Annotated in this window: 24 protein-coding genes; 13 read left to right on the forward strand and 11 right to left on the reverse strand. The window is 67.3% G+C overall.

Annotated features, from left to right (window positions below; genetic code table 11):
- Positions 1 to 43: 43 nt before the first annotated feature.
- The 12 genes from C6A87_RS29235 (at position 44) to C6A87_RS23855 (ending at position 7,891) form a co-directional block, all read left to right on the forward strand.
- The gene (locus C6A87_RS29235; RefSeq protein WP_396837116.1) at positions 44 to 94 is read left to right on the forward strand and encodes a hypothetical protein; all 51 of its coding nucleotides are present in this window, start codon (positions 44 to 46) and stop codon (positions 92 to 94) included.
- A gap of 89 nt (positions 95 to 183) precedes the next feature.
- Positions 184 to 639 (forward strand): DUF4395 domain-containing protein, encoded by a 456-nt coding sequence (locus C6A87_RS23805; protein ID WP_311114492.1) that lies wholly within the window; start codon positions 184 to 186, stop codon positions 637 to 639.
- Between the two features lie 20 nt (positions 640 to 659).
- Positions 660 to 1,493, forward strand: coding sequence for a sulfurtransferase (locus C6A87_RS23810; protein ID WP_311114493.1), 834 nt, complete (start codon positions 660 to 662; stop codon positions 1,491 to 1,493).
- 1 nt (position 1,494) lies between these two features.
- Positions 1,495 to 1,797, forward strand: a complete 303-nt coding sequence (locus C6A87_RS23815) for a DUF1416 domain-containing protein (protein ID WP_311114494.1) — start codon at positions 1,495 to 1,497, stop codon at positions 1,795 to 1,797.
- A gap of 249 nt (positions 1,798 to 2,046) precedes the next feature.
- Entirely contained in the window at positions 2,047 to 2,367 is a 321-nt protein-coding gene (locus tag C6A87_RS23820) for a DUF732 domain-containing protein (protein ID WP_311114495.1), read from the forward strand.
- 179 nt (positions 2,368 to 2,546) lie between these two features.
- A complete protein-coding gene (locus tag C6A87_RS23825) occupies positions 2,547 to 3,176 on the forward strand; it encodes an FABP family protein (protein WP_311114496.1) in 630 nt (209 codons plus the stop codon).
- 11 nt (positions 3,177 to 3,187) lie between these two features.
- On the forward strand, positions 3,188 to 3,436 hold the full coding sequence (locus tag C6A87_RS23830; protein ID WP_396836936.1) for a hypothetical protein: 249 nt from the start codon (positions 3,188 to 3,190) through the stop codon (positions 3,434 to 3,436).
- A gap of 140 nt (positions 3,437 to 3,576) precedes the next feature.
- Positions 3,577 to 4,362 carry an SDR family NAD(P)-dependent oxidoreductase gene (locus C6A87_RS23835; protein ID WP_311114498.1) on the forward strand — a complete coding sequence of 262 codons (786 nt, stop codon included), beginning with the start codon at positions 3,577 to 3,579 and terminating at the stop codon, positions 4,360 to 4,362.
- Positions 4,363 to 4,532: 170 nt separating this feature from the next.
- Entirely contained in the window at positions 4,533 to 5,723 is a 1,191-nt protein-coding gene (locus C6A87_RS23840) for a lipid-transfer protein (protein ID WP_003930387.1), read from the forward strand.
- A complete protein-coding gene (locus C6A87_RS23845) occupies positions 5,720 to 6,169 on the forward strand; it encodes a MaoC family dehydratase N-terminal domain-containing protein (protein WP_311114499.1) in 450 nt (149 codons plus the stop codon). Before C6A87_RS23840 ends, C6A87_RS23845 begins: the two co-directional genes overlap by 4 nt.
- On the forward strand, positions 6,166 to 6,582 hold the full coding sequence (locus C6A87_RS23850) for a MaoC family dehydratase (protein ID WP_311114500.1): 417 nt from the start codon (positions 6,166 to 6,168) through the stop codon (positions 6,580 to 6,582). The genes C6A87_RS23845 and C6A87_RS23850 overlap by 4 nt, the downstream gene beginning before the upstream one ends.
- A 697-nt stretch (positions 6,583 to 7,279) precedes the next feature.
- Entirely contained in the window at positions 7,280 to 7,891 is a 612-nt protein-coding gene (locus C6A87_RS23855; RefSeq protein ID WP_311114501.1) for a helix-turn-helix domain-containing protein, read from the forward strand.
- A gap of 22 nt (positions 7,892 to 7,913) precedes the next feature.
- On the opposite strand, the gene C6A87_RS23860 is transcribed toward C6A87_RS23855, so the two are convergent.
- Both C6A87_RS23860 and C6A87_RS23865 read right to left on the reverse strand, forming a co-directional pair.
- Complete coding sequence (locus C6A87_RS23860) at positions 7,914 to 8,405, reverse strand: flavin reductase family protein (RefSeq protein WP_311114502.1); 492 nt, start codon at positions 8,403 to 8,405, stop codon at positions 7,914 to 7,916.
- 116 nt (positions 8,406 to 8,521) lie between these two features.
- Positions 8,522 to 9,463, reverse strand: coding sequence for an alpha/beta hydrolase (locus C6A87_RS23865; protein WP_311114503.1), 942 nt, complete (start codon positions 9,461 to 9,463; stop codon positions 8,522 to 8,524).
- A 164-nt stretch (positions 9,464 to 9,627) separates the two neighbouring features.
- Between C6A87_RS23865 and C6A87_RS23870 the strand changes: the two genes are divergently transcribed.
- Positions 9,628 to 10,455 (forward strand): SDR family oxidoreductase, encoded by an 828-nt coding sequence (locus C6A87_RS23870; RefSeq protein WP_311114504.1) that lies wholly within the window; start codon positions 9,628 to 9,630, stop codon positions 10,453 to 10,455.
- Positions 10,456 to 10,479: 24 nt separating this feature from the next.
- Here the strand turns inward: C6A87_RS23870 and C6A87_RS23875 are convergent, their stop codons facing one another.
- The 9 genes from C6A87_RS23875 to C6A87_RS23915 are packed head-to-tail and all read right to left on the reverse strand — an operon-like array spanning position 10,480 to position 18,630.
- Positions 10,480 to 10,965 carry a CAP domain-containing protein gene (locus C6A87_RS23875; RefSeq protein ID WP_311118062.1) on the reverse strand — a complete coding sequence of 162 codons (486 nt, stop codon included), beginning with the start codon at positions 10,963 to 10,965 and terminating at the stop codon, positions 10,480 to 10,482.
- 38 nt (positions 10,966 to 11,003) lie between these two features.
- Positions 11,004 to 11,333: a DUF732 domain-containing protein gene (locus C6A87_RS23880; protein WP_311118063.1), complete on the reverse strand. Its 330-nt coding sequence runs from the start codon at positions 11,331 to 11,333 to the stop codon at positions 11,004 to 11,006.
- 17 nt (positions 11,334 to 11,350) lie between these two features.
- A complete protein-coding gene (locus tag C6A87_RS23885; RefSeq protein ID WP_311114505.1) occupies positions 11,351 to 11,923 on the reverse strand; it encodes a hypothetical protein in 573 nt (190 codons plus the stop codon).
- Positions 11,920 to 12,459, reverse strand: a complete 540-nt coding sequence (locus C6A87_RS23890) for a mammalian cell entry protein (protein WP_311114506.1) — start codon at positions 12,457 to 12,459, stop codon at positions 11,920 to 11,922. The genes C6A87_RS23885 and C6A87_RS23890 overlap by 4 nt, the downstream gene beginning before the upstream one ends.
- Complete coding sequence (locus C6A87_RS23895) at positions 12,423 to 13,856, reverse strand: MlaD family protein (protein ID WP_311114507.1); 1,434 nt, start codon at positions 13,854 to 13,856, stop codon at positions 12,423 to 12,425. Before C6A87_RS23895 ends, C6A87_RS23890 begins: the two co-directional genes overlap by 37 nt.
- Before the next feature lies 1 nt (position 13,857).
- Positions 13,858 to 14,976 (reverse strand): MCE family protein, encoded by a 1,119-nt coding sequence (locus tag C6A87_RS23900; protein WP_311114508.1) that lies wholly within the window; start codon positions 14,974 to 14,976, stop codon positions 13,858 to 13,860.
- 29 nt (positions 14,977 to 15,005) lie between these two features.
- Entirely contained in the window at positions 15,006 to 16,280 is a 1,275-nt protein-coding gene (locus C6A87_RS23905; protein WP_311114509.1) for an MCE family protein, read from the reverse strand.
- Positions 16,280 to 17,590, reverse strand: coding sequence for an MCE family protein (locus C6A87_RS23910; RefSeq protein WP_311118064.1), 1,311 nt, complete (start codon positions 17,588 to 17,590; stop codon positions 16,280 to 16,282). Before C6A87_RS23910 ends, C6A87_RS23905 begins: the two co-directional genes overlap by 1 nt.
- Positions 17,587 to 18,630, reverse strand: coding sequence for an MCE family protein (locus tag C6A87_RS23915; RefSeq protein WP_311114510.1), 1,044 nt, complete (start codon positions 18,628 to 18,630; stop codon positions 17,587 to 17,589). Before C6A87_RS23915 ends, C6A87_RS23910 begins: the two co-directional genes overlap by 4 nt.
- Positions 18,631 to 18,636 lie beyond the last annotated feature (6 nt).

Below are 18,636 nucleotides of genomic sequence, written 5' to 3' on the forward strand. Positions count from 1 at the left end.
CGTGTCAGCCCGCCTTGAGCTTCTGCTCACCAAGCGCCGCGCAGTGGATCTGTGCCGCGTCGCGGGTTGTTGCTGTTGTTGTTGTAGCTGCTGAGTAGCCGCGCCGTCCTTTCGCGCCACGCTCTGCGATCGGCCCTGTCGGGTCTGCCGCATCCAGCCATTCCAGACAACAGGAGCACGACTTTGTCCAATCTCACCGCAGCGGACGCGTCCGTCGACGTGCGCGGCCCACGGTTCGTCGCGTGGGTCACCACAGCGGTCCTCGTCGGCGCGCTGCTCGTGTCGACGCGCAGCGCAGTCGCGGCCGCGGTCATCCTCGCCGTGCAGACGGCGGTGTTCGCCGTCGGAGCGCTGCTCGGCCCGCGTCGGCACCCCTACGGCGTGGTGTTCGCCGCGCTGGTCGCGCCGCGACTGGCCGCGACGACGGAACGCGAACCGGTCGCCCCACTGAGGTTCGCGCAGTTGGTCGGGTTCGTCTTCGCCGCCGCCGGCGCCCTCGGGTTCGCCAGCGGTCTCGTGCCGCTGGGTTTGGTCGCCACGGGCTTGGCGCTCGTGGCAGCACTGCTCAACGCAGCCTTCGGTATCTGTCTGGGCTGTCAGCTCTATCCCCTCCTCATGCGCTTGACCCCCACCCGATAGCAACCGAAAGGATCCACCACATGGCACGCTCCGACGTCCTGGTCTCCACCGACTGGGCCGAGAGCAATCTCGACGCGCCGAACACCGTGTTCGTCGAGGTCGACGAGGACACCAGCGCCTACGACACCGGTCACATCCCGGGCGCCATCCGGCTCGACTGGAAGAAGGACCTGCAGGATCCGGTGAGGCGCGACTTCGTCGACGCCGCGCAGTTCTCGAAGCTGCTCTCCGAGCGCGGCGTCTCCAACGACGACACCGTGATCCTGTACGGCGGCAACAACAACTGGTTCGCCGCGTACGCGTACTGGTACTTCAAGCTGTACGGCCACGAGAACGTCAAGCTGATCGACGGCGGCCGCAAGAAGTGGGAACTCGATGCCCGCCCGCTGTCCAAGGATCCGGTGAGCCGACCGCAGACCAGCTACTCGGCCAAGGAGCCCGACCTCAGCATCCGCGCGTTCCGCGACGAGGTGATCGCCGCGATCGGCACCAAGAACCTGGTCGACGTGCGCTCCCCTGATGAGTTCTCGGGCAAGATCCTGGCCCCGGCCCACCTCCCGCAGGAGCAGAGCCAGCGTCCCGGCCACGTCCCCACGGCGATCAACGTGCCCTGGAGCAAGGCTGCGAACGAAGACGGCACCTTCAAGTCCGACGAGGAACTGGCCAAGCTGTACGGCGAGGCCGGCCTGGACGGCTCCAAGGACGTCATCGCGTACTGCCGCATCGGTGAGCGCTCGTCGCACACCTGGTTCGTGCTGCGGGAGCTGCTGGGCCACAAGAACGTCAAGAACTATGACGGTAGTTGGTGCGAATACGGTTCCCTGGTGGGAGCCCCGATCGAGTTGGGAAGTTGATATGTGCTCTGCACCCAAGCAAGGACTGACGTTGCCCGCCGGCGTTGACCTGGAGAAGGAGACGGTCATCACCGGCCGTGTCGTCGACGGGTCCGGCCAGGCGGTCGGCGGCGCGTTCGTGCGTCTGCTGGACAGCTCGGACGAGTTCACCGCCGAGGTCGTCGCGTCGGCGACCGGGGATTTCCGGTTCTTCGCCGCCCCCGGCACCTGGCACCTGCGTGCGCTGTCGCCGGCCGGCAACGGCGACGCCAGCGTCGCGCCGTCGGGTGCGGGGATCCACGAGGTCGACGTCAAGGTCGCCTGACGGAGTTAGGCAGTCAGGCCCCGCCTGACGGAGTCAGGCAGTTTGCAGTCCCGCCCGGCCGGGCGCCGCGGTATCGGCGCCCGGCCAGGCGGTTGCTTTCTCACACCACGTGCTGGTCGCACAGTGCCGCTTTTGCTGCGAAAACCCTGCACGTTCTGCTGTTGTGGGCGAAAATACGGTCAACACCACGACACGGCGAGTCGCACGTCCGCTTTGGCGACCGCCGCGCACAACCGCATAGGACCGACCATGAAGATCACGATCGCCTGTGCCACCTCGGCGGCCTTCGCTGCTGTCGCCCTGATCGGCGCACCCGCGGCTCTCGCGGCGCCTGAGGACGACTTCCTCATCAACATCTCCGCCGCCGGCATCACCTGGCCGACGGACAAGACCCCCCAGGTGATCGAGACCGGCCGCGCGGTCTGCCAGGACTGGGGCACTGGCGCGTCGCTCGACGAGGAAGTCACAGATCTGACCAGCGTCACCGAATGGTCCGACTACCAGGCCGTCTACTTCATCGGCGCTGCGACCGGCGCGTTCTGCCCCGAGTACGAATGGAAGGTCAGCTGACCTTCGCACCTGACCGGCCGCCGAGAGTTGTTTTCGTCCGGCGGTTAAACTTTTCGGCGTGGTGCTCTTCTTCGAACTTCTTCTCGTCGCGGCCGTTGTGGTGATCACGTGGTTCGCGCTGTACGCGGTGTATCGCCTCGTCACCGACGAGTCGTGATCCCGCGCCCGCGGACAGCGACATGACTTCCGGCGACGACGCGGTCGCAGCAGCCGCCGAACGGGCCAGGGTGACCGCAGCGCGGAACATCCCGGCGTTCGGCGACCTGCCGGTGCCCGCTGACACCGCCAACCTGCGTCAAGGCGCCGATCTGGACGACTCGCTGCTGGCTCTGCTGCCGTTGGTGGGTGTCTGGCGCGGCGAGGGTGAGGGCCGCGGCGCGCACGGTGACTACCGCTTCGGCCAGCAGATCGTCGTGTCTCACGACGGCGGCGACTACCTCAACTGGGAGGCGCGCTCGTGGCGGCTGGACGACGACGGCGAGTACGACCGGCCCGGCCTGCGCGAGACCGGCTTCTGGCGGTTCGTCGCCGATCCCGGCGATCCCGGTGAGTCGCAGGCGATCGAGCTGCTGCTGGCACACTCCGCGGGTTACATCGAGCTGTTCTACGGCCGTCCGCTGAACCAGTCCTCCTGGGAGCTGGTCACCGACGCGCTGGCCCGCAGCAAGTCCGGCTTGCTCGTCGGCGGCGCCAAGCGGCTCTACGGGATCATCGAGGGCGGCGACCTGGCGTACGTGGAGGAACGCGTGGACGCCGACGGCGGCCTGGTTCCTCATCTGTCCGCGCGGCTGGCGAGGTTCGCCGGCTAGTGCGTCGTCTTGTGATCGCAGTGATCGCCGCCGCGGGTGCGGTGGCCGGCTGCGCGACACCCGCGGAGTCCCCCGCGCCCTCGACGCCGAGTTCGGCGGTGCCCAGCGTCGGTCACGGCTCGTTCGCGTACTGCCTGGGGCAGCACGGGGTGCCCGCAGTGGCCGGTCCGGTGTCCGCCCCGCCGCCCGGGGTGGACGCGGCCGCGTGGGAACAGGCGATGGCGGAGTGCTCATCCCTGGCGCCCGGTCCCGCCGACTGAACAGCGTTCGCCACACTCTCCCCCTGTGGTAGAACAGTAATTCACAATCACTCACCGCAACGGTGACTTCGTCGACTTTTCGACAGTTCCTGCGCGAGCCGTGTGGCGCTGATTCAGTTGACAGACAGAGGGAGCGATCGATGCCTCAGAATTCATTCGCCGTTGTCATCGGGGGCGCCTCGGGTATCGGTGCGGAGATATGCCGCGAAATGGCCGATCACGGATACGCGGTTGTCATCGGCGACCGGAACCTCACCGCAGCGCAGTCGCTGCTCCCCCAGCTCGCCGGCGAGGGTCATGCCGCCGCAGAGCTGGACGTCTCCGATGAGGCAAGTGTCGCAACGTTCTTCGAGTCCCTGCAGGATCGGACCGATCGCTTCGAGGTGGCCGTCAACTGCGCGGGCATCACGGCTCTGGGCCTCGTCACCGAACTGCCGGTGGCCAAGTTTCGCCGGGTGGTCGACGTCTGCCTCACCGGCGCCTTCCTGGTCGTCCAGTACGCCGGGCGCCACATCGCGGACGGCGGCGCGATCATCTCCCTGAGCTCGCTCAACGCCCGCCAGCCTGCCGTAGGCATGGCCGCCTACTGCTCGGCCAAGGCCGGCCTGTCGATGTTGACCCAGGTCGCGGCCCTGGAGCTCGGCGCCCGTGGCGTCCGGGTGAATGCGATCGCCCCCGGGCTGGTTCGTACGCCACTGACCTCCGGAGCGCTCGGGGTTCCCGGGGTCGAGCGCGAGTACGTGGAGAACGTGCCCCTCGGACGACCGGGAACTCCCACCGAGATCGCCGAGGCGGTTCTGTATCTCGCTGGGGCGCAATGGGTCACCGGTGAGGTACTGGACATCAACGGCGGCGCCCACATGATGCGCTACCCGAACGTGCACGCCCACTTCGAGCGAGCCACCCAGGTCGCCTCCCCGGCCTGACGCCACCCCGGCACCCCCGGCCACACCCTGGCCGGGGCTTCTCGCCGCCCGCAACCGGCCTCCAAGTTATCCGCGATATCAGCCGTATCCTGTCAGCAGTAGTTGCGATTCCCCCGATACTGTTCATATAGTTAGTTTTCATTCTAGTTGTCTCGAACATGAGGGTGGAGATGCAGCGCACTGTATGCGTGGCGGGGGTCGGCATGACCCCGTTCGCCAAGCCGAGTAAGAGTCGGAACTATCAGGAGATGGGCGCCGAGGCGGCTCGCGCGGCACTCACAGATTCCGGGCTGGACTACCAGACCGTGCAACAGGCTTACGTCGGCTACGTCTACGGGGACTCGACGTCCGGCCAGGCGGCCCTGTATCACCTTGGCCTGTCGGGAATTCCGGTACTCAACGTCAACAACAACTGTTCGACCGGTTCGTCGGCGCTGTGGCTGGCCCGCCAGGCGGTGGCGTCGGGAGCGGCCGAATGCGTTCTTGCACTCGGCTTCGAGCAGATGCGCCCGGGCGCGCTCGCCGCGGTGTGGGACGACCGCCCGAGCTCTACCGGCAAGTTCGAAGAAGTCGCGTCCAGCCGCCCCGGCGCCGACCCGTCAGCCCCGATGGCCGCACAACTGTTCGGTGGCGCCGGCGTGGCGCACATGGAGCGTTTCGGCACCAAACCCGAGACCTTCGGCCGCATTTCGGTGAAGGCCCGCCAGCACGCGGCCCGCAATCCGTTCGCCGTGTTCCGTGATCCGGTCACGCTGGACGAAGTCATGTCCTCCCCGACGATCTGGGGCCCGCTGACCCGCTTGCAGTGCTGTCCCCCCACCTGCGGCGCAGCCGCCGCCGTGGTGTGCAGCGAGGAGTTCGCCCGTGCGCACGGGATCGATGACACAGTGCGCATCCGGGCGCAGTCGCTGGTCACCGATCTGCCCGGCGCCTTCGACGGCGACGACATGCGACGGGTCGTGGGCTACGACATGACGGCCAAGGCCGCCGCCGACGTCTACGAGGCAGCCGGCATCGGGCCCGAGGACATTCCGGTCGTCGAGTTGCACGACTGCTTCACCACCAACGAGCTGATCACCTACGAAGGACTCGGGCTGACCCCCGAGGGCACGGCCGAGAAGTTCATCCTCGACGGGGACAACACCTACGGCGGCCGTGTGGTCACCAATCCCTCGGGCGGCCTGCTGTCCAAGGGGCACCCGCTCGGCGCGACCGGTCTGGCGCAATGCGCCGAGTTGGTCTGGCAGTTGCGCGGCCAGGCCGGCGACCGTCAGGTGGAGGGCGCTCAGCTCGCCCTGCAGCACAATCTCGGCCTCGGTGGGGCCTGCGTCGTCACTCTGTATGAAAGGACATCCCGATGAGCGCCGAGTCCCTCAAGGGCTATCAGTGGCCGGAGAGCACGGTCGACGTCGAACGCGGCCGGGTCGCCATGTTCGCCAACGCGATCGGTGAGACCGACCCGGTCTACTTCGACGTCGACGCGGCCAGAGCGGCGGGCCATCCGGATCTGCTGGCACCTCCGACGTTCGTCTTCGGGCTCGACCTGGAGCATTCCGACACCCTCGGCGTCCTCGCCGCTCACGGGGTGGACCTGTCGGCAGTGCTGCACGGCGAGCAGCGCTTCACCTATCACCGTGACGTGCACGCCGGGGACACATTGTCCCTCAGTGCGGAATTCACCGACTACTACTCGAAACGCAACGGCGCCCTGGAGTTTCTCGTGCGCCGTTCGCAGCTGACCTCCGGCGGCGATCTCGTCGCCGAGATGGAAAGCGTGTCCGTCATCAGGAATGGAGCGCCGTCGTGAGCACCGATACCAGCGAGATCCAGGCCGGAACCGAACTGCCCCCGCTGGAGGTGGCCCCGATCTCACGGACCACCTTGGCCTTGTTCGCCGGCGCTTCGGGGGACCACAACCCGATCCACATCGACATCGACGCAGCGAAGGCAGCGGGTTTCGACGACGTCTTCGCCCACGGCATGCTGTCGATGGCCTACCTGGGCCGGCTGGTCACCTCGTGGGTCCCTCAGTCGCGGCTGCGCGCGCTGAGCACCCGGTTCACGGCCATCACCCCGGTTCTCGCGCAACCGACATGCAGTGGGACGGTGACCGGCGTCGAGGAGGTCGACGGCGAAAAGCGGGCCACGATCGATGTGAAGATCACCCTCGCGGACGGCACGGTCACCCTCAGCGGTGAGGCGGTCGTCGCGGTCTCCTGATCGCAGCGCACCGCCCCGCTCGGCGTCGCAGTACCGGCACGCCCTGGAAGAGTGAACTATAATCTTGGTTCACTCTTCCAGGACCGCGCATCCGCCCGACCGGCGGAAAAGGGAGGAACGCCGACGTGGCGCAACCCGTTCGCCAGCACGCGCGAAGTTCGGTACGCAAACTGCAGTTGTCCCAGGCTGCCGCCCGCCTGTTCACCGACCGCGGCTACCACAACGTGAGCATGGATGATGTCGCCTCGGCCGTGGGGCTCACCGGCCCGGCGCTGTACCGCCATTTCCGCAAGAAGCACGACATTCTGGCGCAGGCGATCTCCGAGCAACTCGCCGCTGTCGAAGCGGTGGCGGTGCATGCGGTCGAGTCGGGACTCCCGCCGGACGAGCGCGCGGCGATGTTCCTGTCCGAGCTCGCCGATCTGGTGCTCGATCGTGAAGAGGTCCTGCTGTGGAAGCGTGAGCGCAGGCAACTGTCCGAGGATGAGCAGAACCAGTTCCGGGTGAAGCTCAACGAGGTCCTGCGACTGACGGTGCAGGCGCTGGGGATCGGTGACGGCGAACAACCCTCCAGTGACGCCGAATTGCGGGCATGGAGCGTGTTGGGGATCTACTCCAGCGTCGCCCCGGCGCGCAAGCGACTCGAGGACGCCGCCGCCAAGCGGCTCCTACAGGCCGCCGCCCAGGGCGTCCTACTGTGCGACATCGACGGTGCGACAACGGCTTCCAGACTCCCGGTACCCACCCAGCGTCGCCCCCCGGCCGGCGGGAACGCATCCTGGCCACCGCCACCCGCCTCTTCCACGCCCAGAGCTACCACGCGGTCGGTATCGAAGAGATCGCCGCCGAGTCCGAGACCGCGATCGCGACGTTCTACCAGTACTTCAACGGCAAGGCCGAGCTGCTCGCGGCGGTCCTCAACCGCGGCGCCGAGGGCCTGCACTACGTCACCAACCACCGGCTGCCGTCGGCGACCACGCCGCAGGAAGCCCTCGACGTCATCGCCTGCACCCTGATCGAGTTGGCTCTCGGTCCGCACCAGCCGATCCTGGCCATCCTCGCCGCAGATCTGATCTATCTCCCGGAGAAGGCCCAGGAGGCGATCCGGATGAGCGAGCGTGAGTACATCGACGAGTGGGTCGCCGCAATCCTCGGGGTGCGCCCCGAGTTGTCGGCCCCGTACGCGCGCCTGCTGGCACAGGCCGCGATCGGGCTCGTCACCGACATCACACAGACGCCGAGCATGCGCAACCGGCCTGGCATCGCCAACGAACTGCACCGCCTGGTCACCGCCGTACTCGCGGCCTAGACACTCGGCAGCGCCGGGCGCCTCACCCCAGGATCTGGTGGGTCCCGAATGTCCGGTCGTGGTAGGTCAGCGGTGCGGTGGAACGACTTTCGACCACCCGCACCTCGCCGATGACGACGACGTGATCGGCCGCCTCGACGGCCTGGGCCACATCGCAGGCGAACCAGCCCGCGGCACCGGTCAGACGCGGCACACCACCGGCGAGTGACCATTCGACGTCGGCGAACTTTTCCCGCCCCTTGCGGGCGAAGCAGGCGGCGAGGTGCGATTGATCGTGTCCGAGCACGTTGACGCCGAAGCTGCCTGACGACTGGATGATCGCCAGCAGGTCAGAGCCCCGGTCGAGACTCACGAGCAATGACGGCGGCGACATCGACAGGGACGCAAAGGCACTCACGGTGGTGCCGTGCGGACGCTGTCCGTCCATCGCCGTGATGACAGCCACGGGTGTGCACACCGAGGCCATGGCGTCCCGGAAAGCGTCCCTGAGCGACTCGATGTCCGTCACGGCCATGACGGCCTCCTCACCTTGATTCGAGATTGACACGATCGTACATAATCGCAATTAACATTTACAGATGGATGACCATGTTGACCGCTTGCGAGACGCGTCATTCGCATATTGAGCGGTCACACCGTGCCGGGCGCAGGGATCGCGCCGGCGACGAACTCACCGATCTCGCCGACCGCGCGTGCGGCGCGCGGCATGGACGACGCGAACATGGTCCATGCGTGGCACACCCCGGCGTAGACCGACAGCGTCGAGTGCGACCCGTCCCGCACCATGCCGTAGTGCAGTGCCTTCGCGTCGTCGAGCAGCACTTCACGATCGCTGGCCAGGATGAGCGTCGGCGGCAGCCGATCGAACTGACCGAACACCGGTGAGACGAGTGGGTCGCGTGGGTCGTGGCCGGCCAGATACGCAGCGGCCAGCGCCTTCACCGAACGGCGGGAAATGGCGACATCCGCGTCGGCGTGCACGTCGAAACTCTCACCGGAGGCGGTGAAGTCGGCCAATGGCGAGACCAGCACGGCGCCGGCCGGAAGCGGCGTCTGCTCGTCGCGCGCGCGGATCATCGAGGCGACCGTCAGGCCGCCGCCCGCCGAATCACCGGCCAGCACCCAACGATCGCCGAAGGTCTCGGCGGCCCAGTCCATCACCGCAGCAGCGTCGGTCAGAGGCGCCGGGAACGGGTTCTCCGGCGCCCGGCGATAATCGGGCACCACGACCGGATGCCCGCACGCCTTCGACACCGCCGCAGCGACGCCGCGGTACCCGTGCGCGGACCCCATCACGTAGCCGCCGCCGTGCAACCAAACGACGCACGCGCTGTCGTCGCCGGTGCCGGCACACGCGTCGACCCGAACGGCGGGGACTCCCCCGGCGGACATCTCGACGACCATGACGTCGTCGGCGAGCCCTTGGGCGATCATCATCTCGTCGAGGCTCTCGCGCATCTGAGGCAGTGGGCGGCGCCCGTCCCCGAAAACCCGGGCGAGTTCCTTCTCCGCATGCTCGAGCGCGTCGGCGTCGGCCTCCGCCCAATCCTCGTCAGCAAGCGATAAACCCATGTCGACACACCACCTGTCCTCGTTGACACCAGGGATATGAGAAGAATTGAAACTAACTCATTTCTCATTCTAACTTGTCAGAGCATCATTGACTGTCCCCTAACGTGAAGTTAGCCTTCACGCGAAGCGCATCGCAGCGTGTAGACCGACCGGAAGAGGAAGAGATGTCACGACTGTCCGACAAGATCGCGCTGGTGACCGGCGCAACGACCGTGGACCCGGGCGGACTGAACATCGGCGGCGCGGCTGCCACCCGGCTGGTGAGCGAAGGCGCCCGCGTGGTGCTCGCCGACATCAACATCGACGGCGCGGCGGCACTCGCCGACCAACTCAACGAGAAGTACGGACCCGACGTCGCGACTGCCGTCCATGTCGACCTCCGCGACGAGACCGCGATCCAGGCCCTGGTGGCCACCGCCGTCTCCACCTTCGGTGGACTCAACGTCCTGTTCAACATCGCCGGGGTGTTCCCCGCCGGTGACGGCGATGTGGCCACCATGCCGATCGAGGTGTGGGACGACGTGATGGCCGTCAACGTCCGCAGCGCGATGCTCACCACCAAACACGCACTGCCGCACCTGCGGACGGGCGGCGGGTCCATCGTGAACACGGCATCGACGCATGCGTTCGCCGGCGACACCAGCCTGACGGGTTACGGCGCCACCAAGGCGGCGCTGCTGGCACTGACCAAGTACACCGCGACCCAGTACGGCCGCGAGGGTGTGCGGTGTAACGCCATCTGCCCCGGCACCACGACAACCCCGCCCGCGCAACATCTTCCGACGTCCGTCACCGACATCTACCGGCGCCACACGCTGGCGCCGGATCTCAACGCGCCCGACGACCTCGCCAAGGTCTACGCGTTCCTGGCCTCCGATGATTCCCGTGGGATCAACGGCGAGACGATCCGTGTCGACGGAGGCCTGCTGGCGCATCAGCCGTTCGTCCCCGACATGAACGCGCTCGGCGCCGCCACCGCGACCTCCCAGTGACATCGCGCCGTGTACGGCCGGCCGTCAGTCCGGCCAGCCGTACACGGCGACGACCACCGTGCGGTCCAGGCTGTTCTCCGACCAGACGCCGATCTTCGTGTGCGCGCAGTCGGCCATGATCGCGTGGTAGGCGGGGTTGTAGTACCAGAGGTTGATCAGCTCGATTCCGCTCATCGCCAGTGCGGGGTGGATCGCCACGGTCTGTGCGACCGCACCCCGGAAGCCGGCAGCCTCGGCGCGCTGTTGCGGAGTGGACCCGTCCGTGCCGACGTCGGCATTCAGGTTGCGGTTGCCCATCAGGTCGCGCGCGTGCCATTCGGCGGCCAGCAGCAGCTCCGGACTGACGTTCAGATCGTTCTCACAGCCGGCTTGGCGCTGCACGGCGTACACGTTCTCGACCACGCTGCTGTTGAACCTTCGATTGTCGGCGGTTGCCGTGGGCATCGTGGCTCCCGCGGCGACCACGAGGCAGGCCGGAAGTGCCATGACAGTCGCGAGTCGGTAGGTCATCTGCATCATGTCAACCTCGTTCGACGCTGGTGTGGTGGTCAGGGGAATGGACGGTAGCGGGCAGCCGAGTTGCGCAGCGCTTGTATGGATTCCGGGCACAGCTCGTTGGCCGCCTGCCCGAGCAGATACGAGGCCTGATAGTCGTCGGCGGTCCGGAAGTCGGCCCGCACGTCGGCGATGAGCTCGGGGTAGGTCCGGCCATCGGCGAGCTTGCGACAGATGCCGTGGCCGTATTCGAGCGCGGCGTCGGCGCCGGCGAAGTCGTAGCCGGGCGCGAGCGTGACACTAACCAGGTAGGCGACGTCGTCAGCATGGGCCGCCGGTGCCGGGCCCGCCACCGCGGCGAGCGCCGAGACACCCAGCGCCATGGCCGCGCCGGAGCGGATCAGACGGGTTCGAATCCTGCGATCAGCCATGTGTTTCCGACCCTTTCCATCTCGACGTGCGCGCTGGACCGGGTTTCGGTCGGAGGTTCGGTGCCCACCGTCGTCGTCTGGTCGATGTACACCAACACGCGTGCGCGGTCTGCGTCTGCGGACACCAGCGCGGCCGCAGGCACCGCGGCCACCGCCGAGATTCGTTGTTCCTCGGCCCCGGGGGCGACGACGTCGTTGATCAACGTGGTGTACTCCGTGCGGAACTCACCGGTCATGCGCTCGCCGGCGGCGGTCAGATCCTCCCGCACGCGGTCCGGTCGGTAGGACAGCATCGCCACGACGCCTTCCGTGGCCGCCGCCACCGGTGCGGCGGCGGCGCCGCCCGACGGCACGGCCGAATCTAGCTGCCATTTCAGGAATCCCACGCCGAGCGCAGCCGCTACCACAATCAGCGGCAAGACCAGGTACGCGACCGCCCGGACCACTGCGGGGTGACGTGCCTGCCCCGCGGCCGCAGCATCGTCGACAGGCGCGTGATCGCTGACGGTGTCGTCCCCGATCTCATCGATGCGCGGCGTCATGAGACGAACTGCACGTCGGACACGCGGGCGCTGTCGCCGCTCTGTTGCACGCCGATGCGCATCCGCCACACCGTCGGGACCTGTTCCGCTGCCTCGTGACTCGACATCTTTACTGACATGACGACCAGCACTTGGGCGCCGTCACCCTCGTGCGACTCCAAGGCCGCCGAGGTGACGGACCCTTCGGAGGTGGACCGGGCCTGCCTGACGACCTCGGCGAACGGCTCAGCCCGTTTCTGGAAGTCGTCGTGGAATGCCCCGGTCGACGAGTCCAGGATCCGTTTGATGTCCTCGTCGACGGTGGCGTGCCGAATCGTGGTCAGGTTGATCGCGCCTTGGCGTGCGGTCTCGACGAAGCGCCTCTGCTGGGCCACGTCCCGGCGTTCGTCGACCAGCCGATAGCCCATCCAGCCGCCGAGGCCGGCCAGCGCCACCAACGCCACTGCACACAGCGCCGCAACCCAGTGCAGCCCCGAAAAGCGGTGCGGCAATGCCGGAGTCACCTTCCCGGCGGGGGGATCATCATGCTCTGCCATGTCCTGCCTTCTGTCTGGGGCGCCAGGTCCGCCTGGGTGTAGATCTTGCCGTCCGGCGCCACGTACTCACCGGTGGCCGGGTCGTACTCGGCCACCGCGATCGGTGCGGGGTGGGGCGCGGCGGCCGGCGGCGGCAGCTGCGGGATGTCCTGGCCGGACAGCGTCGCGTTCGGGTCGCCCTTCCAGTTGAAGCCGTCGTTGAGCGGCACGTACTCCTCGTCGCTCTCGCACATCTTCACCGTCGGCGCCCGCTTGCCCGGCCGCGTGATGCACGGGTAGTTCCGGTTGCCGCGCACCACATTCCACGAATCCTGCGGTATCCGGCAGTACAGGTCGCCCGGCGGCAGATCTGCGGATGTCTCGACGTTCGGGGTCAGTTGCTGGTCCACCGGCAGGAACCCGGTGGTGCATGGCGGCGGCAGGTTCAGGTTGAGGTTGAAGCTCACGTACAAGCCGGGTGAGGCGCGCTTGGAGTCCTTGTTCGCCAGCAGCGCGCCCTGCAGACCGGCGACCAGTTGGGGTTCCAGGACCAGTATCTGTTCGATGGCGGGCTGATAGACGACGGCGACTTCGCCGATGCTGACCAGGTTGGCCAGCAGCACGGGCAGGGTCGGCTTGAGTCGATCGAAGAGCTGACGACCTTCCTCGGCCGCGTCGCCGCCGCGTTCGAGCAGTCCCGCCACCGCCGGGTCGGCGTCGCGCACCTGGCCGGTCAGGTCGGCCAGATGCGACGCCCAGGCATTGATCGAGTCGGCGGTCTGCGCTTGGGAGTCCATCAGCGGCTTGGCCTTGTCGATCAGTGTGATCAGCGAGTCCAGATTCGCCCTCGCGTCCGAGGCCAATTGCGTGGATCCCTGCACGATTCGGGACAGTTCCGGGCCGAGGCGGCCGACGGCCGTGTAGCTCTCGTCGACCACGGTCTTGACGTTGTCGCCGGGGATCGCCTGGATTCCCCGGTTCGCCGCGTCGAGGAGTGCGTTGATCGGCGGCGGCGTCGTCGTGCGGTCGACAGGAATGACGTCGCCGTTCTTCAGTGGTGGCGCACCGGCGCTCCTGGGGACCAGCGCGACGTACTGTTCGCCGATCGCCGACGCGCTGTGCACCTCCGCGGTGAGGTCCGACGGGATGTCGGTCCCAGATTCCAGCGACAGCACCGCCTCCACCCCGCCGTCGTCGGTCAGTCGCACCTCCGTGACACGCCCGATCCCGGTGCCCCGGTACGTGACATTCGCGGTCTGGTACAGACCGGCGGCCTGCGGGAGTTGCACGACGACCGTGTACTGCCCGATCCCGAGCATCGCCGGCACCTTGATGTAGCCGAACGCCATGACCCCGCCTGCGACGAGCGCAACGAGCGCGAAGACGGCGAGCTGCAACTTGATTCGTCTGGTCAGCATGTCACGGCCCCTGGTTGAACTGGTAGGGCGCGACGAGCGGGTTCCCAGCGGTGTACGGACTCGGCAGCTGACCGATCGTGCGTCCCCACTGCATCTCCAACTCGGTGAGATCCCCTTCGAATCGTGTGCCGTTGAGCAGACCGTCCCCTAACCGGCTCAGCGTCAGGTCGAAGATCACGTCGGTGTTGAGATAGTCCCCGCGCACGATCGTGTCGATGCTCTCGATCGGCCACGGGAAGGTGGCCAGCAGGCTCAGCGAACGCGTCATGTCCGGTCCGGCGTCGGCGAGGGAACCGAGCACCGGGCCGATGGCCTTGATCTCGGCCACCAGGTTCTGTTTGGTCTGGTTGACCGCATCCGCGGTCAGTGCGCTGAACTTGCCGAACCCGTCGACCGCGTCGGTCAGTTCCTCACGGTTGTCGCTGAGAACCTGCAGCGCGTCCGGGATCGTTCGCAATGCGTTGTCCAACACCGGTTTCTGTTCGGCGAGCTGCCCGACCAGGCTGTTGAAGCTGTCCGTCGCGGCGATGATGTCCTCGGTCTGGGTGTTCAGCCTTCCCACGAACAGGTCCGTCTGTTCGATCAAGCTGCGCAGTTCGCTCTCCCGGCCCGTGAACGCCGTGGCCAGCGCCGCGGTGATGTCCTGCACCTGGCCGACCCCACCACCGTTGAGGAGCAGCGACAATGCCGCCAGCGTCTGGTCGGTGCTGGGATAGGTCGCCCCGGCGTCCAGCGGTATCAGAGAACCGTCCGCCAGCCTGCCGTGGGGGGCGGCGTCGGCCGGTGGCGCAAGCTCGACGTGCAACGAGCCCAGCAGGCTGGTCTGGCCGACCGTGGCCGTCGTGTTCGCCGGCAGCTCCACGTCGCCGTTGAGCCGCATGGTGACCAGAGCATGCCAGTCCTGTCGTTCGATCCTGGTGATCGTGCCGACGTTGACGTCACCGACGCGCACCCGCGAGTTGGGTTCGATGGTTCCGATATCGGGCAGTTGGGCCTGCACCACGTACGAATCGGGGCCGCCGCCTTCGGTACCGGGCATCGGCAGCGAATTCAACCCACGCCATTCACAGCCGGTCAGCACTGTCGCCGCGGTGACTGCGATGACCGCGATTCGTCTCATGCGGCGCGCATCTCGGTTAGCAGACACCGTCATTCCCCCGTTCCGGGCAGCAGCAGTCCAGGCAGTCCGGCCGCGGGGTCCGCGGCGGAGACCGATGCCGGTGAGGGCGCGGGCGACGGCGCCGGCTGCGGTGGGACGTAATCCGGCCGCAAACGGTCCTCGCTGTAGGTCAACTCGTTGGGTCGGGCCTGCTGACCGACGAACAGGTTCTCGCCCAGCGGCGGGAAGTTCATCTGCCGGTTCTTCACGATCGGGGCGAGGTACTGCGCGCACAACTTCGACGAGTACACGGCGTTCACCCGTGAGGCGGCCTCGACCGCGCCGCACAGGAATTGCACCGGATCGGCGAGGTTGTTGACCGCCAGCATGCCGGTCAGGGCCGCCTGGGACGGCTGGTAGACGTTCGCGAAGTTCTGCGCGGCATTCGGAAATGCGTGCAGCGCCTGCTCGATGTCGTCCAGGCCACCGTGGACCGCGGACGAGATGGCGGCCAGCTTGTCAGTGGCCAGTCCGGCTGCGTCCCGGTTGTCCCTGACGAACTGGGTCGCCTCGGCCACCACCGCGTTGAGGTCGTCGACGGCATCGCCGACCGCGCCCGGATCATCGGCGAGCAGTCCGGTGACGGCAGCCATGTTGCGGTTGAGCTGGGCCAGCAGGTCCGAGCTGTCCTCCAGAGCGTTCACCACGACCGCCAGGTTCTTCAGTGTCGCGAACGTGTCCTCGCTGTGGTCTCCCAGTGCCGACAGAGCGCGCGCCATCGTCGTGACCGTTTCACGGATGGTGGCCCCCTGCCCACGCAGGTTGTCCGCCGCGGTGTTGACGAACTCACCGAGGGTGCTCACACCACCCGGCTGGCTCGGCTCCAGCGCGTCGGTCAGCTTTTCGAGCTGCGCCCGAAGGTCGTCCCATTCCAACGGAACTGCCGTGCGGTCCAGTGGGATGACTGCGTTCTCGGCCATCACCGGGCCGGTCTCGTAGGCCGGGGTCAGCTGAACGGCGCGCGCCGTAACCAGTTGGGGGGACACGATCACGGCTTTCACGTCGGCCGGGACCTTGTACTTGGCGTCGACCCAAAACGTCACCTTGACCCGCTCCGGTTCCGGCTCGATGGTCTCGATCGCCCCCACCGGCACGCCGAGGATGCGCACCTCGTCACCGGTGAACAGCCCGTTGCTGTTGTCGAAGTAGGCGGTGACATGAGTGCGCCCCGCGTGGTCCGCGGCACGCACCACCACCACACCTGCGACGACCACCACCACCGCGAGCGCAGCCATCAACACGGTCCGCAGCGTTCGCTTGCGCATCACTGTCCTCCTGCCGAGACCACAGGCGGAGCCTCGTTCGGCGCGGGCACCAGCACAGGCGCCGGCGTGGGCACCGCCGACGGCTGCTGTCCGCTCGGCCAGAGCGCGGGCGGTCCGGGGGCCGGGCCGCCGGGCGCAGGCGCCGGATCGGGTTCCCGGTACGGATACCGGGGATCTCCGGGGTTCCCGGTGATCGCGTCGGGGACCGTCAGGTGAGGCGCTCCGCCCTGGCCGGTGCGGGGGAACGGGACGGGCAGCGCCGGCGTGCCGGGCTGTCCGGTCTGCGGATCCGAGAGTTGTGAAGGCGGAAGCACATTGGGATCAAGGCCGAGATCGGAGAATGCCGCATCGATGAAGGGTTGCACCAGCTGACCCGGGAGATTGGCCAGGTACGCCTTGAAGAACGGCCCCGATCCGACCGTCTCCCCGAGGCCCATCGTGTACTGGTTGAGGTACTTGATCGCCAGCATGACGCGTTCCTTGCGGTTGTCGACGATCGTCAGCACCCCGTTGAGCTTGTCCAGCGCCGGTCGCATCTGTTCGCGGTTCTCGTCGATGAAGGCCGACAGTTGCTGCGCAAAGACCGACAGGTTTCGTGAGATCTGCTCCAGCGCGGCGCTCTGCCCGCGAAGTTCGGCCAGCAGCGCGTTGCTGTTGGCGACGAGTCCGGCGATCTCGTCCGCACGCTCGGACAACACCCCCGTGGCTCTGCTCGCGTTGCTCAGCAGCGTGCGCAGTTGGTCGTCACGCTCACCCAGGGTCTGGGAGAAACGTCCCACCCCTTCGACGGCCGCCCGCAGATCCGGCGGCGTGTCCTGAAACGTCTCGGCCAGCGTGGCCAGCGCACCGGACACCGAGTCGGTGTCCAACCCGCTGATGGTGGCCGACAGATCCCCGAGCGCGTCAGGCAGCTGATAGGGAGATCTGGTCCGCGCCAGAGGGATCGGCGCGTCCAGAGCGCCGGAACCACGCGGGGTCACCTCCAGGACCTTCGAGCCGAGCAGGCTCTTGGTCCTGATGTGGGCTTCGGTCAGCTCACCGAGGTGGACCTCGTCGTCGACATCGAAATCGACGCGGACCTGGTTGCCGTCCAGCTCCACCGACGACACCTGCCCGACCCGGAAGCCGGCCACCTGGACCGGGGCTCCGGTGCGCAGGCCGCCTGCCTCGGCGAAGTAGGCCGAGTAATCGTCGGTCGAGGAACTGAACGGCAGCTTGTCGTACTGCAGGGCCAGTAGCGCCGTGCCTGCCGTGACGGCGATGCCGGCCATACCGATCAGGAACGGGTTGCGTTCGGCGAAGGGTTTCATCTCGGCGCGCACCGCCCTGTCGTCTGCTCGGCAAGTTTCACGTAGACCGGTTGTCCACCTTTTCCGTTGAGCTTCAGCGACATCGAGCACAGATACTCGGGGATGAAGTCACCGCGGCTGCCCAGCCGGGAGAGCTTCTTGTAGGCGTCGGGGAGCATGTCGAGCAGTCCGTCGAAGTACTCGTGATCTGCGAGCACCAGGGAGGTCGTCCGGTCGGATTGCGCGACGGCCTCCTTGAAGGGCTCCCGTGCCTGCATCAGCAGATCGGCGACGGTGGCCGACGCCTCGTTGGTGTAGGCGACCGCGTTGGCGACGTCGGCCTTCCGCTCCTCCAGGCCCGCAACCAGTTCCGACAGTGCGTCGACCGATTTGGCGAACTGCTCGGTCTGCCCACCGAAGGATCCCAGTACCGCGTTGAGATTCCCGATCACCTCGCCGATCAGGGCGTCCCGATCGGCCAGGGTGTTGGTGACCAGCGCGGCCTGGTTCAGGAAGGACCGGATGGTGACGCCCTCCCCCTGGAAGGCCTGGATCAGGGCCGTCGACAGAGTGTTCACCTGGTCGGGATCGAGTGCGCGGAACAGCGGCCTGAACCCGCCGAGAAGCGTGTCGAGGTCGAGCGCCGGTTCAGTGCGGTCGACGGGGATCACCTCTGTCGGTTCGAGTTTGCGTTGCCCGTCCTGTGATCCCTGCAGCAGTGCCATATAGCGATCGCCGATCGGGTTCTCCCAGCGGACCTGGGCTTTGGACCCGTCGGTGAGGTTGACGGAGGGGTCCGCGGAGAACTCGACCACGGCGTGCGCGCCGGAATCCCCGGAGGCGTTCACCGAGATCTTCTTCACCTGGCCCACCTCGACACCGGCGATCCGGACGAAATCGTTGACCTCCAGTCCGCTCACATCGGTGAACTCGGCCCGGTAGATCTGCTCGGTCGAGAAGCGCAGGTTGGCGAAGACGGCCATCAGGCTGAAGACCGCGACGACACACAGGGCGACGAACACGGTCAGATTGACGACTACACGTCGCAGGCTGGATCTCACTGCTGT

This window comes from Mycobacterium sp. ITM-2016-00317 (assembly GCF_002968295.1).
In the GTDB taxonomy this organism is placed as follows: Bacteria; Actinomycetota; Actinomycetes; order Mycobacteriales; family Mycobacteriaceae; genus Mycobacterium.

What these genes read in the sequence shown, in the direction of transcription:
- C6A87_RS23810 (WP_311114493.1), top strand. Translation starts at nt 660, where the DNA reads ATGGCACGCTCCGACGTCCTGGTCTCCACCGACTGGGCCGAGAGCAAT.
- C6A87_RS23910 (WP_311118064.1), bottom strand. Translation starts at nt 17,590, where the DNA reads ATGAAACCCTTCGCCGAACGCAACCCGTTCCTGATCGGTATGGCCGGC.
- C6A87_RS23860 (WP_311114502.1), bottom strand. Translation starts at nt 8,405, where the DNA reads ATGGCCGTGACGGACATCGAGTCGCTCAGGGACGCTTTCCGGGACGCC.
- C6A87_RS23835 (WP_311114498.1), top strand. Translation starts at nt 3,577, where the DNA reads ATGCCTCAGAATTCATTCGCCGTTGTCATCGGGGGCGCCTCGGGTATC.
- C6A87_RS23815 (WP_311114494.1), top strand. Translation starts at nt 1,495, where the DNA reads ATGTGCTCTGCACCCAAGCAAGGACTGACGTTGCCCGCCGGCGTTGAC.
- C6A87_RS23825 (WP_311114496.1), top strand. Translation starts at nt 2,547, where the DNA reads ATGACTTCCGGCGACGACGCGGTCGCAGCAGCCGCCGAACGGGCCAGG.
- C6A87_RS23865 (WP_311114503.1), bottom strand. Translation starts at nt 9,463, where the DNA reads ATGGGTTTATCGCTTGCTGACGAGGATTGGGCGGAGGCCGACGCCGAC.
- C6A87_RS23905 (WP_311114509.1), bottom strand. Translation starts at nt 16,280, where the DNA reads ATGCGCAAGCGAACGCTGCGGACCGTGTTGATGGCTGCGCTCGCGGTG.
- C6A87_RS23820 (WP_311114495.1), top strand. Translation starts at nt 2,047, where the DNA reads ATGAAGATCACGATCGCCTGTGCCACCTCGGCGGCCTTCGCTGCTGTC.
- C6A87_RS23890 (WP_311114506.1), bottom strand. Translation starts at nt 12,459, where the DNA reads ATGGCAGAGCATGATGATCCCCCCGCCGGGAAGGTGACTCCGGCATTG.
- C6A87_RS23845 (WP_311114499.1), top strand. Translation starts at nt 5,720, where the DNA reads ATGAGCGCCGAGTCCCTCAAGGGCTATCAGTGGCCGGAGAGCACGGTC.
- C6A87_RS23885 (WP_311114505.1), bottom strand. Translation starts at nt 11,923, where the DNA reads ATGACGCCGCGCATCGATGAGATCGGGGACGACACCGTCAGCGATCAC.
- C6A87_RS23875 (WP_311118062.1), bottom strand. Translation starts at nt 10,965, where the DNA reads ATGACCTACCGACTCGCGACTGTCATGGCACTTCCGGCCTGCCTCGTG.
- C6A87_RS23870 (WP_311114504.1), top strand. Translation starts at nt 9,628, where the DNA reads ATGTCACGACTGTCCGACAAGATCGCGCTGGTGACCGGCGCAACGACC.
- C6A87_RS23880 (WP_311118063.1), bottom strand. Translation starts at nt 11,333, where the DNA reads ATGGCGCTGGGTGTCTCGGCGCTCGCCGCGGTGGCGGGCCCGGCACCG.
- C6A87_RS23900 (WP_311114508.1), bottom strand. Translation starts at nt 14,976, where the DNA reads ATGAGACGAATCGCGGTCATCGCAGTCACCGCGGCGACAGTGCTGACC.
- C6A87_RS23840 (WP_003930387.1), top strand. Translation starts at nt 4,533, where the DNA reads ATGCAGCGCACTGTATGCGTGGCGGGGGTCGGCATGACCCCGTTCGCC.
- C6A87_RS23895 (WP_311114507.1), bottom strand. Translation starts at nt 13,856, where the DNA reads ATGCTGACCAGACGAATCAAGTTGCAGCTCGCCGTCTTCGCGCTCGTT.